The sequence below is a fragment of the Arthrobacter sp. LjRoot78 genome (assembly GCF_964254335.1).
GTDB lineage: Bacteria > Actinomycetota > Actinomycetes > Actinomycetales > Micrococcaceae > Arthrobacter.
Genome location: NZ_CAXUTG020000001.1, coordinates 1,509,177 through 1,523,271, shown reverse-complemented (window position 1 = coordinate 1,523,271; position 14,095 = coordinate 1,509,177). Strand labels below are relative to the sequence as shown.

Below are 14,095 nucleotides of genomic sequence, written 5' to 3'. Positions count from 1 at the left end.
ACTATCATTCAGCTTCGGCACCTCCTTCGGGTAATAACCCGTGGCGCGCCCTCCAACGCTGTAAAAGTATGATCCAAGGGCCATAGGATTGGTCCCTGTGAGCATTCCTGCCAATCCGGGCGACTCCCTGAGCCGCAAGCGGAAACTTCTGTACATCCTCCTCCTCGGCGCCCTTACGGCACTGGGCCCTTTCACGATCGACCTCTACCTGCCTGCATTTCCGGCACTGGAGGCGAGCCTTGGGGTGTCCGAGGCGGAAGTCCAGCTCACGCTGACCGGTACAACCATCGGCTTCGCCCTGGGACAGCTGGTGGTGGGGCCGCTGAGCGACAAGTTCGGCCGGAGGCTCCCGCTCATCCTTGCCACTGCGCTGCACATCACCGCCTCGCTCGGCGCGGCGCTGTCCACGGACCTTGCCACGCTGGGCCTCTTCCGGGTGCTGATGGGCATCGGCGCAGCCGGCGGCGGCGTGGTGGCCATGGCCATGGTGCGGGACCTCTTCACCGGGTACGCCATGGTGCGGATGTTTTCCCGGATGGCGCTGGTCAACGGCCTGGCTCCGATCCTGGCGCCCGTGATTGGCTCCCAGCTGCTGCTGATCATGCCCTGGCCGGGCATCTTCTACTTCCTGGCCGGCTACGGCACGCTGGTGATCATTGCCGCCATCCTCCTGGTGCGCGAAACGCTCCCCCGCGAACTCCGGGGCAGGTCGGGCCTGACGGCGGGCCAGCGCTATAAGCTGCTCTTTTCGGACCGGATCTTCGTGGGCCTGCTGCTGCTGGGCGGCATGAACTTCGCCGGCCTCTTCGCCTACCTGTCCGCGTCGCCGTTCCTGTTCCAGGATGTGTACGGGTTCACGCCGCAACAGTACGGCCTGCTCTTCGGCATCAATTCGCTGGGCATCGTGGCCGGGGTGCAGACCAGCTCCCGGGTGATCCGGCGCGTCCCGCCGCAATGGATCCTGGCCTGTTCCACCGCCTGGATGTTCGTCATGGCCGTGCTGATCGTTATTTTCGACCAGCTCGGCTTCGGGCTCTGGGGCGTGATGGTGCCGCTCTGGTTCTACATCCTCGGCACCGGCTTTACGTTCCCCTGCGTCCAGGTCCTGGCACTCTCCAAGCACGGGGCCCAGGCCGGAACCGCGGCGTCCCTGCTGGGAGCGGCAACCTTCATGATGGCCGGCATCGTGTCCCCCGTGGTGGGCTGGTTCGGCGACATCTCGGCGACAGTTATGGGCGGAGTCCAGGCCACGAGCATCCTGCTGGCAGCAGCTGCCCTGTGGCTGGTGGTGCGCCCGCGCACCGTGCCTTCGATCCACTGAGCTCGCTCCATCCACTGGGCACCATTCGTCCAACAGGGCCCCGAACCCATCCCGATAGGCTGGACCCATGGCCAAGAGACCGCACCGTAACCGCAGGGGATTGTTCCTCGGCGCGGTGATTGGCGGCGTCGCCGGTTACTTCGCCGGGCGGGCGATGGGGAACCCGGCAATGGGCATCATCCTGGGGGCGATCGCTGGCTCCGCGCTGCTCTTCCGGGTCAACCCCGGCCCCTGGAACCGGCCCTGACGAACGCCCCAACAGGCAATCGCTTCCAGAGGCAGGGCACGGGCTTAGTGGCCCTGTTCCGGCAAATGCCCACGCGATAAAGTTGTTCTGTGCCCGATTGGCAGAAGCATCATCCGCCCCTTCCGGCCACGTGGCAGCGCTGCGACGACGCCGGCATCCTGCCCCTGTGGTGGGAACGGCTGTGCTCGCAGACAAGCCCGCAGTCGGCAGCGCTGTACGCCGCCGGGCTCTTCACTGAGGACCGGCGCCGCCCCATCGCCCAGTGGTTCAACCCGGCGTTCAACGCCGCGCTCCTGGTGGCCCCTGAGACGTCCCCTGAATGGCCTGTGCAGCGGTTTGGCATCTTCTACGCCCCGCCGAACAGCGGATTCACCAGGGTGCATTCAGCGCCGCACGAATGGCACCCGCGCGAGCCGCGGAAGTCACCCACCGAGGACGAGGCGTTCCGGGCCGCCATCGCAGAGGCGGAGCGCTTCCTGCAGGTGGAGATGGACTTCGTCTGACTTTCCGGCTGACCTGCTGGCATAAAAAAGGCCCCGTACCCGGCTGTTCGCCGGCCACGGGGCCAATCCGCTCCTCCTGCTGGACTTGAACCAGCAACCCTTCGATTAACAGTCGAATGCTCTGCCAATTGAGCTAAGGAGGAATGAAGCAGGTATGACATTAGCAAAGGTTTTGCCCCAATGTGAAATCGGCTCCCACGGCGCTGCCAAATACCCCGCCAGGGTATAAAAAAGTCCCCGCCCCGGTGACCCGGAACGGGGACTGCGCGCTCCTCCTGCTGGACTTGAACCAGCAACCCTTCGATTAACAGTCGAATGCTCTGCCAATTGAGCTAAGGAGGAATGAAGCGGGTACTAGCCTAGCAAGCCCCCGTCAGGAAGTGAAATCGGGAAACGGGGTCGAGCGGCAGCTAGGCATCGGAACGCAGCGAACGGCGCTCCATTTCCAGCACCATCAGTTCCCGGTTCAGCCGCTGGAACTCCTCCGGATGGGCCGAGGCATCCAGCCTCTGCAGCTGCCCCATCTTGTCCGCCTTGACCCGCGTGATCTGCAGCTCGAACAGCCGGGCCAGGATGTCACGGCAGTACCTGAGCACGCCTTCGGCGTTGCTCGCCGGCAGCGGCACCACCGCAAGCTCGGAGACCAGCGGACGGAGTGGCTCCGGCACCTCGTTCATCACCTGCTCCACCCAACGCACCGGATCGCCGGTCAGCCCCGGCCCGGAGGCGCGCATGGCGTCGTGGACGGCCTGGTACGCGGGCGTCTTGAACCCCGCCGCACTGAACCGGTCCCAGGTCCCGCCAGCAAGCATGGAGGGCTCCTGAAGCGCCACCTCCAGCGCTTGCCGCTCCATGGATGCCACGGGGTCCCGGGGGTCCGGCCTGTTGAAGGACGGCACCACGCCCGACGCCGGCAGCTCGGCAATGCCCGGCGCCGTGCCTTGCGCGGGGCGTCCGTGCTGCCCGCCGGACGGCCCGGTTCCGGCACGCTGCGGTCCCCCGCTGTTGCCGGCTGGCGCTTCGCCCTGAGCGGCACGCTTGGCGGCAACCGCCACTGCGCGGCTGACTTCTTCCACCGGCATGCCGAGCCAGCCTGACAGCTCGCGGGCGTAGCCGGGGCGGATGCCCGCGTCCCGGATCTGGGCCACCACCGGGGCGGACTCCCGGAGAGCGGCAATCCGGCCTTCCACCGTGTCCAGGTTGTGCCGCTTCAGCGTGGCCCTGATGGCGAATTCGAACAGCGGACGGCGGCTGCTGATCAGGTCACGCACCGCTGAGTCACCCCGGGACTGCCGCAGGTCGCACGGGTCCGCGCCGGTGGGTTCCACCGCGACGTAGGTCTGCGCGACGAATCTCTGGTCCTCCTCGAAGGCGCGGAGGGCAGCCTTCTGGCCGGCGGCGTCGCCGTCGAACGTGAAGATGACCTCTCCCCCGGTGCCGTCGTCGGACAGCAACCGCCGGGCGATCTTGATGTGGTCAGCGCCGAACGCGGTGCCGCAGGTGGCCACCGCCGTCGTAATTCCGGACAGGTGGCAGGCCATGACGTCGGTGTAACCCTCCACCACCACCAGCTGCCGATCCTTGGCGATGTTCCGTTTGGCGAGGTCGATGCCGTAGAGCACCTGGGATTTCTTGTAGAGCGTGGTTTCCGGTGTATTGAGGTACTTCGGGCCTTGGTCGTCCTCGTAGAGCTTCCGGGCGCCGAAGCCGATGGTGTCACCGGCGATGTCGCGGATGGGCCAGATCAGGCGGCCGCGGAAGCGGTCGTAGATCCCCCGGTTGCCTTCCGAGAACATGCCCGTGAGTTTCAGCTCGGCATCGGTATAGCCGCGGCCGCGGAGGTGCTTGAGCAGCGCGTCCCAGCCCTGCGGGGCGTAGCCTACGCCGAACTGTTCGGAGGCGGCGCGGTCGAAGCCGCGGCCATGGAGGAAGTTGCGGCCCTCTGCGGCGCCGGGGGTCAGCAGCTGGGCGCGGAAGAACTCGTCAGCCACTTTATGGGCGTCCAGGAGGCGCTGTCGCTTGCCCACTTCCTCGCGGTTGGGGCCCGTGCCGCCATCTTCGTAGCGCAGTTCGAAGCCGATCCGGGCGGCCAGCTTTTCCACGGCCTCATGGAACGAGGTGTGGTCCAGTTTCTGGACGAAGGAGATGACGTCGCCGTCTTCTCCACAGCCGAAGCAGTGGTATCTGCCCACCTGGGGGCGGACAGTGAACGACGGCGAGCGTTCGTCGTGGAAGGGGCACAGGCCCTTGAACGATCCCAGCCCGGCGCCCTTGAGCGTCACGTAGCCGTCGACGACTTCCTTGATGTCCGTGCGCTGGCGTACTTCGTCAATATCTTCGCGTTTAATCAGCCCGGCCACAGAGCCATCCTAGTCCTTACCAAAGCGACGGCAGGCTGCCCACCAAACGCTCGTACATGGCCAGCGCGGAACCGTCGGTGAGCGAGGCGACCTGGTCGACGACGACGCGAAGTCGGGCGCCGTCGTCGGGCGCGTCCCTCCAGTCAGCAGCGAACATCGGCTCCAGGTGGCGGTCTCCGGTGGCGTTCAGCGCCGTCACCAGGGCATGCAGGACCTCGCGCTGGCGTTCGTAAATGGGCTGGCGGTGCTCGGTGGTCATCACGAAGGTGGTGGCCAGGCCCTTCATGACTGCGATTTCCATCACGGTTTCGTCCGGCACCATCAGCTCGGCGTTGTACCGGGTGAGGTCCTCGGGCCCGTAGACGGCCCGCGTGGTCTCCAGGGCGCTCTGGCAGAACCTGCCGATCAGCTGGCTGGTCATGTTCTTCAGCGCGGCCATCGCCTTGCGGCTGCCGTCGGCTTCGCGCACCCACACGTCGGTGGCCTCGAGCCGGGCCAGGGCGGCGTCGATGGCAGCGGGATCGTTGTGCGGCAGGTACCACTGCTTGGCGTATCCCACCACGCGGGCGCGGTGGTCCGGGTTGTCCATCCAGCGAAGCTGGAAGTGGCCCGCGACGATGGCGTCCTCCACGTCGTGGACCGAGTAGGAAATGTCGTCGGCGAGGTCCATCACCTGCGCCTCGAGGCATGACCGGCGCTCCGGCGCGCCCTGGCGGATCCAGTCGAAGATGGGAAGGTCGTCCTCGTAGGCGCCGAACTTGCTGGTGCGCTGGCCGTGGATCACCGGGGCGTTCAGCGCCGACCACGGGTACTTCGCGGCGGCGTCCAGGCTGGCGCGTGTCAGGTTCAGACCGGCCGGGGTTCCGTCCGCGGCCAGGACTTTGGGCTCCAGCCGGGTCAGCAGCCGGAGGGTCTGGGCGTTGCCCTCAAAGCCGCCGATGCCGTGCGCCATCTCGTTCAGGGCGGATTCACCGTTGTGCCCGAAGGGCGGGTGGCCGAGGTCGTGGCTGAGGCAGGCGGTGTCCACGACGTCCGGGTCGCAGCCCAGTGCCCGGCCCAGTTCGCGGCCCACCTGGGCCACTTCCAGGCTGTGCGTCAACCGGGTCCGGACGAAGTCGTCAGTGTCCGGGGCAACCACTTGGGTCTTGGCGCCGAGCCGGCGCAGCGCGGACGAGTGCAGGACCCGTGCCCGGTCCCGTTCGAAGTCGGAGCGGTAGGTGGTTTTGGGCGGTTCCTCCACCCAGCGGGCGGAGTCGTGGGCCTCGTAGCCTGGCAGCACGGGCGCGGTGGTCCGTGTTTCAGCCACCTGAGACGTCCAGTTCCGCAGCAGCGATGTCGCGCGTCTGGTCGGCATCCATCTGCCGGCTGACCAGCCAGTCCTTCGGCAGCGCGGGCTTCTTCGGGGAACCGGCACGTCCGCGCGGCCCCTCCGCATCAACGCCGGGGTACGGAGAGTCCTGGTCCAGCTCGGCCAGCGTTTCGCGCAGGACCTGCAGGCTGGTCACCAGGGCCAGCCGCGTCCGCAGTTCGCCGCCCACGACATAACCCTTGAAGTACCAGGCCATGTGCTTGCGGATCTCGCGGAGTGCCTTGCCTTCATCGTTGCCGAAGGTTTCGACCATGAGCTCCGCATGCCGGTACACACCTTCGGCCACTTGCCGCAGGTTGGGCTTGTGGCGTTTGTCGCTGCCTTCGAACGCGGCCTGCAGGTCGCCGAACAGCCACGGGCGTCCCTGGCAGCCGCGGCCCACCACCACGCCGTCCACGCCGGTCTCGCGGACCATGCGGACCGCGTCCTCAGCGGACCAGATATCACCGTTGCCCAGCACCGGAATGTCCGGCAGCGCTTCGCGCAGCCGGGCGATGGCGGACCAGTCGGCCTGGCCGGAGTAGAACTGGGACGCGGTGCGGCCGTGGAGCGCGACGGCGGCGACGCCGGAATCGCGTGCAATCCGGCCGGCGTCAAGGTACGTCAGGTGATCCTCGTCGATGCCCTTGCGCATCTTGATGGTCAGCGGGACGCCGCCCTTGGAGGCCTCCTTCACCGCGGTCTGCACGATGGAGGTAAAGAGGTCGATCTTCCACGGCAGGGCTGAGCCGCCGCCGCGCCGGGTCACCTTGGGCACGGGGCAGCCGAAGTTGAGGTCGATGTGGTCCGCACGGTCCTCCTCGACGAGCATCCGGACAGCCTGGCCGACCGTTACGGGGTCCACGCCGTAGAGCTGGACGGACCGCACTTTTTCGTCGGGGTCATGGGAGATGATCCGCAGGGATTCAGGGGTGCGCTCCACGAGGGCACGCGAAGTAACCATCTCCGCCACATACATGCCGCCGCCGTACTCACGGCACAAGCGACGAAACGCGGAGTTGGTGATGCCCGCCATGGGAGCCAGGATCACAGGGGTGTCCACCGTGATGGGGCCCAGCTTCAGGGGCGGGAGTTCCAGCTTGGGGGCGGGAGGCGTTGCTACAACAGTCACCCGTTCATTGTCTCAAAGCCGGGCAAATCGGCCTCCAGCCGGTTAAATCGGCGAGCCTGCGGCCGGAAAAGGGTTCAACCGCGGGCCTGTCCCCTGCTACTCCCCTTCCGCGGCCCGCCGTGCACGCCGGCTGCCGGGCACGGGTTCCCGCGCGGGTTCACGGGAGGCAGGGGTGCCGGCTGCGCGCGTCCGGCCGCCGCGGGAGAACTCCGCTGCCGCCGCGAGCGCGCCGGTGTCCCCGACGTCGTCGGGCGTTACGGATGCACGGCGGGAAGGGATGCTGCCGGAAGCGGTGGTGCCGGAGCCGCTGCCGCCCGTTTCCGGGACGGCGGCCTGCCTGATCCCGGTGGCCTTGACCACGAGCACCGCGATCAGCGTGGTGACGGGGATCGCCAGCACCAGCCCTACGGAACCGACGAGCGTCCGGATGACTTCCTCGGACAGTTCCGCGCTGGTCAGCGCCTCGCCGAGCGGACGGTCGTACAGCATCACGATGATCAGGATGGGCAGCGCGGCGCCAGCGTAGGCGAACGCAATGGTGTAGACAGTGGACGCGATGTGGTCGCGGCCGATCCGCATGGCTGCGGAGAAGAGCTGGCGGGCGCTTGTCTCCGGCGCGAGTTCATACAGTTCCCAGACCGCGGAAGACTGGGTGATGGTGACGTCGTTCAGCACGCCAAGTCCGGAAATGATCAGCCCGCACAGGATGATGCCGGAAATGGAGATGTTGTCCGAGATGTTCGCGAGCGTGGCGGCGTCATGGCTGCCCACGCCCGCCAGGTTTGCCGCGTCCGTGGCCCAGGCAGCCAGGAGCGCCGTGATGCCCAGGCCGAACATGGTGCCCAGCAACGCCGTGGAGGTGCGGGCCGAGAAGCCGTGGGCGAAGTAGAGAACGCCGATCATGATCACAGTGGAACCCACCAGGGCCAGCAGCAGGGGTGGCTTCCCTTCCACCAGCCCGGGCAGCATGAACGTCACCAGCACCCCGTAGGCTCCCACGAGGCCGATCAGCGCCCGCAGACCGCGCCAGCGCGCCACGGCGATCACCACCACCGCGTAGAGGACGGCCAGCAGGATGATCGGCAGGGTGCGAACGAAGTCCACGAAGATATAGGCGGGCGCGCCGCCCTGGCCGGCGGATGCGCCCTGCGCGTTGGACAGGTTCAGGTACCGGATGTCGTCACCCACCTTGACGCCGTGGGACTTCACCACGTCCGGGTTGATCACCACCTTGACCGGGTTGCCGCCCTTGTCCGGCTCGGTAAAGGCGAAGGTGCACTCGCTCCCCTGCTGGGCGGCATCCTGGCCCGTGCCTGGCTGCGCGGTGGCGTTTTGGCCGGCGCTTCCCTGGATGCAGCTTTCCACCACCACCCGCTGGATCTTGCCGGTGTCGAACGTCACGCCCGGGGCTGCCGCGTACGGGCTGGCCAGCTTCAGGTCCTCCTTGTTCCCGGACGGCCACATCATGACCATGGCCGCCAGGGTCAGGAGCGTCAGCGGAATCAAGACCGCCGCGAGAAGCCAGTTGGCCCGTTTACGGGCAGCGAGAGCCCCGGGTGTTGGCTCCGAATGATCTGTGTGACCGTGGGAGTGTCCGGCACCCATCAGCAGTAAAACCTCATGCCTGCACTTTACTGGGGCTGGATGTTCTGGTTGACACGGAACAGGTTCCCGGGATCGTACTTGCCCTTAATTTCCTGCAAGCGGCCGTAATTGGGTCCGTAGTTTTCCGCGACCCGGGACGTGTCATCGCCGTCCATGAAATTGATGTAGCCCGCAGTCTCAGAGTAGGGCTGAAGCGCCGCCGCGAAGTCCCGCACCCAGGCGATGTTCGCCGCGCTTTCCGCGGGATCCGCCCAGTGGCACGCAATTACCGGGGAGAACCTGGCATTCCGGTTGGGGAAGGCCGTGTCCGCAATTCCCACATCGTGTACGGCGCCGTCGATCGGGTAGATGTGCACTGCGGTCTGTACGCTGGGCACCCGCTTCCCGTACTCCAAGTGGGCGTTGATGGCGCCGTCGTTGAGTTCCGTCAGGAAGGCCGCCTTCCAGTAGGCGAGCAGCCCCTTGGGATACATCCCGTCGAAGGCCGAATTCAGGGCCGGGTAGGGCATCGGCCCCACCATGGACCCCGCCACCGGCGCGGCGTCGAGGAACGGCTGCCAGCGGGCCGGTCCTTCGGCCGGATCCCCGGTCCACATACCCACGACAATGCAGACGGGCTTGCCATGCCACTCCTCGGGAAGGAACGGAACCGGCGGCCCCTGGTGGAACGCGAGGAAGGCACCGAACTCCCGCGGGGCTGCCGCCACGTTCTCGCGGTAGAACTTCGCGACGGTTTCGGCGTGCTCCAGCGGGTAGATGATGATGCCGGCGTGGACCATATCCACGGGATGCAGGCGGAATTCGAGCGACGTCACGACGCCGAAGTTCCCGCCGCCGCCGCGCAGCGCCCAGAAAAGATCTTCGTTCTCGGTTTCGCTGGCGGTGAGGAACTTTCCGTCCGCGGTGACGACGTCGGCAGAGAGGAGGTTGTCGCAGCTGAGGCCGTATTTCCGGTCAAGGTAGCCAATGCCTCCGCCGAGGGTCAGCCCCGAAACACCGGTCGAACCGACGATGCCGCCGGTGGTCGCCAGCCCGAAGGCATGCGTGGCGTGGTTGAAGTCGGCCCACGTTGCGCCGGCCTCGGTCCTGGCCGTTTTGCCGGCCGGATCAACACGGACCCCCCGGGTGGCGGAAAAGTCGACGACCACTGCATCGTCCGCCGTGCCAAACCCGGGCCCGCTGTGGCCGCCGCCCCGGATGGCGACGGGCATGCCGTTGTCCCTGGCATGGTTGACGGCAGCGATGACGTCCGCCACCTGGGACACCCGCACGACGGCAGCGGGCCGCTTGTCAATCATTCCGTTGTGGACGGCGCGGGCAGCGTCGTAGTCCGCATCATCCGCTGTGATCACTTGCCCGCGAACCTGTTCCCGCAGGGCATCGAACGATGTTGCGTTCATTTCCAGTACCGCCGATCCTCTTCGACCTCGGATCCGGCCGCCCACTTCGCCTCCCATCGGGCTAACGACCGGAGCTTACGCGTCCGGCCTACTCCTCTGAGCGGGCGCCGTCAAGGGATTTTAGGAGCACGCACAATCTTCTGGCCCGGCGGCTCCGAATGCCCATTGTGATCCGGGAAGGGCCGGTTGGACGTATTGCCGGGACCCTTGGGTTTATAAATGTAGGACGAGGAGTCTGGAGGCCCGCATGGGTAATCGCAGGAATGACGAAGGCAGCAACAAGCCCGTACTAACTGTGCGCGAGGCGGCGGGCGTTACCCGCGGCGTGGCCCTGGTCCTGCACGGCGGCCGCTCGCACAGCTACGAGCCCGTAGAGGCCCGCCACCTGAGCCCCGCCCGCATGGTGCCCTTCGCCAAGCACCTGCACCGCGCCGGCGGCAGCCACGGACTTGCCGTCTGGACGTTGCGGAACAGCGTACGCGGCTGGAACGGCCCGGACATGTCACCGCTGCAGGATGCTCGATGGGCGCTTGCCCGGATCCACGCCCGGCACCCGGGAGTGCCCGTCTACCTCCTGGGGCACTCGATGGGCGGACTCACTGCCATGTGCGCGGCCGACGATCCCCAGGTGGACGCCGTGGTGGCCCTGGCCCCCTGGCTGAGCGCCGAGACACCGGCCGAAAATGTGGCCGGCCGCAGGGTGCTGATTGTCCACGGTTCCAGGGACCGCTGGACAAGCCCGGCCCAATCGCTGAAATTTGCGCAACGGGCAGCGGATCTGGCCGACGAGATGCGCTATGTCTCGTTGGCCGGGGCAGGTCACTTCATGTTCCGCAAGGTCCGGCTGTGGCACACGCTGGCCGCCGGCTTTGTCCTCAAGGCCTTTGCGGAAAGCACCGGTGTGGACCTGGACGGCGATTCGGCACGGTTGGATGCCTTGCTTCCGGCAGGCGCCGCCCCCGGCATTCCGGTGGTGCTGTGACCATGGCCGACTTTCCCGTGAACGAATTCCTGGCCAGCCTGCCTTGGACGGCGCTGGCCGTGGCGGGTGTCCTGGCGGTCACCTTCGCCGTGGCCGTGGTGCAGAAGCGGCACTCCGTCATGGACGTGGCATGGGGACCCGGCTTCTTTGCCGTCGCCGTCGCCTCATGGCTGCTGTCCTCCGGCACGGGCGACGACGGCAGGCGCCTCCTGCTGTTGCTGCTGACAGGCGTCTGGGGCCTCCGCCTCGGAACCCACATCGGCTGGCGCGCCCGTGGCGGCCATGAAGATCCCCGCTACGAGGCAATGCTCAGCGACGCCCCGGGCTCCCGCGATGTGTACGCACTGCGCCGTGTCTACCTGCCCCAGGGCCTTGTGATGTTCTTCGTGTCCCTGACGGTTCAGGTAGGGATGTTCGCCACCGGTGCAGTGGGCTGGGTCGCCCTCCTGGGAGTGCTGCTGTGGGTCATCGGCTTCGTGTTCGAAACGGTGGGCGACTGGCAACTCGCACAGTTCAAGAAGAACCCGTCCAACAAGGGAACAGTGCTGAAGACGGGGCTGTGGCGTTACACCCGGCACCCCAACTACTTCGGGGACGCCGCCGTCTGGACCGGCCTGTTCCTGATTGCCGCAGACTCCTGGCCCGGAATCCTGACCATACTGTCTCCGGCCCTGATGGTCTGGGCGCTCGCGGGCAAGACCGGGAAGCCGCTCACGGAGAAGGCGATGTCCGCCCGGCCGGGCTACAAGGAATACGTCGAGTCGACGTCGGGCTTTATCCCCTGGCCCCCGCGGCGGCCGGCGGGCGGGCGCTGAAATGGCCTGGCGGCCGCAGCCCAATGACCGCTTCTACCGTTTCATCGTGGGCACCGGGCTGGCGCTGCGCAGGTTCTTCCGGATCCGCGTCATCGTCACGGGGCGCGAACACCTGCCACCACCGGGGCCGCTCAAGGGTGCGTCCCGTCTGGTGGTGCCGGGTGCGGGAGCCGTCGTCGCCATCACCCATTTCGGTTACCTCGATTTTGCCTTCGCCGAGATGCTCCTGTGGAGCCACAACCGGGCCGAGCTGCGCTACCTGGTGACCCAGGGCGCGGCCGACCACTGGCTCGCCGGTCCGGCCATCAGCGCTGCCGGACATGTCGTGGTTCCATACGGTTCGGGCAGCGGCGCGTATGACGCCGCCGTCGAGAAATTACGCTCGGGCGAGTACATCGCCGTCCTTCCCGAGGCGGGTGTCAGCCGCAGCTTCACGGTCCGCGACTGCAAGACCGGTGCCGTTCGGATGGCGGCAGAAGCCGGCGTGCCGATCATTCCCGTTTCAGTGTGGGGAGCGCACCGGCTCATGACCCGCCACCGCGGGTTCTCACCACTTCGCGCCTGGCGCGCGCCTGTGCGGATCCACGTGGGCGAGCCCCTGCTGCCCGCGGTTTTGCCCGATCCCGCCCGTGACGCCCAGCCTGCCACCGAACGGTTGCGGAGCGTCCTGCAGGCCGGAATCGACGCCGCCATCGCGGACTTCCCCCTCGCACCCCGGCCCGGCGACTGGTGGATGCCCGCGCACCTGGGCGGCGGTGCTCCCACGGACGCGGAACGCCGGCGGCTGGATGAGGCGGAAGGTCCCCGGCGCGCGGGCGGACGGCGCGCTTAGGCAGGCAGAGCCGGGCCTTGGCTAGGCTCCATGGGTACGCAAGCACATTTGCACGCACTCAATGGAGAGGGATCCTTCCTGTGGCAGACACCGTCCTGACAAGAAGCGAGATCGACGAACGCGGCCTGGCCCGCCTGGCCCAAAGGCTGGCGGCGTGGACGGAAAAGTGGTTTCCGGACGCTTATATCTTCGCGCTGGCCGGCGTGGTGCTCATTGCCGTAGCTGCCCTCGCGATCGGTGCCTCACCGCAATCCATCGCCGATTCCTTCGGCAACGGATTCTGGGACCTCACAGCATTCACGCTGCAGATGTCCATGGTTGTCCTCACCGGCTACGTGGTGGCCACCTCTCCTCCGGTGGCCAAGCTCATCGACCGGCTCGCGCTGGTCCCGTCGACCGCCCGGACCGCCGTGAGCTTCGTAGCGATGCTGTCGATGTCCGTGTCCTTCCTCAACTGGGGCCTCAGCCTGATCTTTGGCGGCCTCCTGGCGCGTGCCATTGCACGGCGCAAGGACCTGTCCGTGGACTACCGGGCGCTCGGTGCGGCCGCCTTCATGGGCCTCGGCGCCGTATGGGCGCTGGGGCTGTCGTCCTCAGCCGCCCAGTTGCAGGCCACTGCAGCCTCCCTGCCGCCGGCGCTCCTCAAGATCACCGGCGTCCTGGATTTCGGCACCACCATCTTCACGTGGCAATCACTGCTCACCCTGGCCATCCTCATGGCGCTGACTACGGTGATCGCCCATTTCTCGGCGCCGCGGGGTGCCGCGGTGCGCACGGCCGCGGATCTCGGTGTGGATCTCGACGACGACCCCAGCGAACCCGAGCCACGGTCGCGGCCCGGCGAATGGCTGGAGTACAGCGTGATCCTGCCGGTCCTCGCGGGGATCCTGACGTTGGGCTGGCTGGTCTCGCAGTTCCTCACGAAGCCATTCCTGACTGTGGTCAGCAGCCTCAACGGCTACCTGCTCGTATTCCTCATCCTGGGCCTGGTGCTGCACCGGACGCCGCGGAACTTCCTGCAGGCAGTGACCAAAGCAGTTCCGGCGACCGCAGGCATCCTGGTGCAGTTTCCGCTCTACGCTGCCATGGCCGCCATCCTCACGAAGGCCACCGGCCACGGGGGCATGTCGCTGTCGGCACATTTGGCCGAATTCTTCTCAGACATCGGCGGCGGCGGTGCGTTCGCCGTCGTGATTGCCCTCTACACGGCCGTGCTGGGCCTGTTTGTGCCCTCCGGCGGCGGCAAATGGCTCGTGGAGGCGCCGTACGTGATGCAGGCGGCGACGGATGTGAACATGAACCTGGGCTGGACCGTCCAGATCTACAACATCGCGGAGGCGCTGCCCAACCTGATCAACCCGTTCTTCATGCTGCCGCTGCTCGCCGTGCTCAAACTCCGGGCCCGTGACCTGGTGGGCTTCACCTTCCTGCAGTTCGTGTTCCACCTGCCCGTGGTTCTCCTGCTGGTGTGGCTGCTGGGAATGACGTTCGACTTCGTTCCCCCGGTGATCCCCAAGTAGCCGGCCTTAAACCACATTGACCCGCAGCGG

The 14,095-nt window shown here is 67.0% G+C and carries 12 protein-coding genes and 2 tRNA genes; 7 read left to right on the top strand and 7 right to left on the bottom strand.

Annotation, left to right across the window (positions count from 1 at the left end; genetic code table 11):
- Positions 1–97 precede the first annotated feature (97 nt).
- From ACSQ1X_RS06970 to ACSQ1X_RS06960, 3 genes are all read left to right on the top strand, one after another.
- The gene (locus ACSQ1X_RS06970; RefSeq protein WP_436057160.1) at positions 98–1,321 is read left to right on the top strand and encodes a multidrug effflux MFS transporter; all 1,224 of its coding nucleotides are present in this window, start codon (positions 98–100) and stop codon (positions 1,319–1,321) included.
- A 67-nt stretch (positions 1,322–1,388) separates the two neighbouring features.
- A complete protein-coding gene (locus ACSQ1X_RS06965) occupies positions 1,389–1,568 on the top strand; it encodes a hypothetical protein (protein WP_028272121.1) in 180 nt (59 codons plus the stop codon).
- Positions 1,569–1,657: 89 nt separating this feature from the next.
- Positions 1,658–2,071 (top strand): hypothetical protein, encoded by a 414-nt coding sequence (locus ACSQ1X_RS06960; RefSeq protein WP_028272120.1) that lies wholly within the window; start codon positions 1,658–1,660, stop codon positions 2,069–2,071.
- Positions 2,072–2,141: 70 nt separating this feature from the next.
- Here the strand turns inward: ACSQ1X_RS06960 and ACSQ1X_RS06955 are convergent.
- From ACSQ1X_RS06955 to ACSQ1X_RS06925, 7 genes are all read right to left on the bottom strand, one after another.
- A tRNA-Asn gene (locus ACSQ1X_RS06955) sits at positions 2,142–2,214 on the bottom strand.
- 126 nt (positions 2,215–2,340) lie between these two features.
- A tRNA-Asn gene (locus ACSQ1X_RS06950) sits at positions 2,341–2,413 on the bottom strand.
- 68 nt (positions 2,414–2,481) lie between these two features.
- Positions 2,482–4,431 carry a DNA primase gene (dnaG, locus tag ACSQ1X_RS06945; protein ID WP_436057159.1) on the bottom strand — a complete coding sequence of 650 codons (1,950 nt, stop codon included), beginning with the start codon at positions 4,429–4,431 and terminating at the stop codon, positions 2,482–2,484.
- A gap of 16 nt (positions 4,432–4,447) precedes the next feature.
- Entirely contained in the window at positions 4,448–5,737 is a 1,290-nt protein-coding gene (locus ACSQ1X_RS06940; protein ID WP_436057158.1) for a deoxyguanosinetriphosphate triphosphohydrolase, read from the bottom strand.
- Entirely contained in the window at positions 5,730–6,911 is a 1,182-nt protein-coding gene (dusB, locus tag ACSQ1X_RS06935; RefSeq protein WP_055798606.1) for a tRNA dihydrouridine synthase DusB, read from the bottom strand. Before dusB ends, ACSQ1X_RS06940 begins: the two co-directional genes overlap by 8 nt.
- Before the next feature lie 96 nt (positions 6,912–7,007).
- Positions 7,008–8,516 carry a YibE/F family protein gene (locus ACSQ1X_RS06930; protein ID WP_436057157.1) on the bottom strand — a complete coding sequence of 503 codons (1,509 nt, stop codon included), beginning with the start codon at positions 8,514–8,516 and terminating at the stop codon, positions 7,008–7,010.
- A gap of 26 nt (positions 8,517–8,542) precedes the next feature.
- Positions 8,543–9,916, bottom strand: a complete 1,374-nt coding sequence (locus ACSQ1X_RS06925; RefSeq protein ID WP_436057156.1) for an FAD-binding oxidoreductase — start codon at positions 9,914–9,916, stop codon at positions 8,543–8,545.
- A 247-nt stretch (positions 9,917–10,163) separates the two neighbouring features.
- Between ACSQ1X_RS06925 and ACSQ1X_RS06920 the strand changes: the two genes are divergently transcribed.
- The 4 genes from ACSQ1X_RS06920 to ACSQ1X_RS06905 all read left to right on the top strand — a co-directional run bounded on the left by ACSQ1X_RS06920 (position 10,164) and on the right by ACSQ1X_RS06905 (position 14,065).
- Entirely contained in the window at positions 10,164–10,898 is a 735-nt protein-coding gene (locus tag ACSQ1X_RS06920; protein WP_436057155.1) for an alpha/beta hydrolase, read from the top strand.
- A 2-nt stretch (positions 10,899–10,900) separates the two neighbouring features.
- Positions 10,901–11,713: a DUF1295 domain-containing protein gene (locus tag ACSQ1X_RS06915; protein ID WP_436057154.1), complete on the top strand. Its 813-nt coding sequence runs from the start codon at positions 10,901–10,903 to the stop codon at positions 11,711–11,713.
- Between the two features lies 1 nt (position 11,714).
- Positions 11,715–12,545 carry a lysophospholipid acyltransferase family protein gene (locus tag ACSQ1X_RS06910; RefSeq protein ID WP_436057153.1) on the top strand — a complete coding sequence of 277 codons (831 nt, stop codon included), beginning with the start codon at positions 11,715–11,717 and terminating at the stop codon, positions 12,543–12,545.
- A gap of 80 nt (positions 12,546–12,625) precedes the next feature.
- Positions 12,626–14,065, top strand: coding sequence for a short-chain fatty acid transporter (locus tag ACSQ1X_RS06905; RefSeq protein ID WP_235505614.1), 1,440 nt, complete (start codon positions 12,626–12,628; stop codon positions 14,063–14,065).
- Positions 14,066–14,095: the final 30 nt, after the last annotated feature.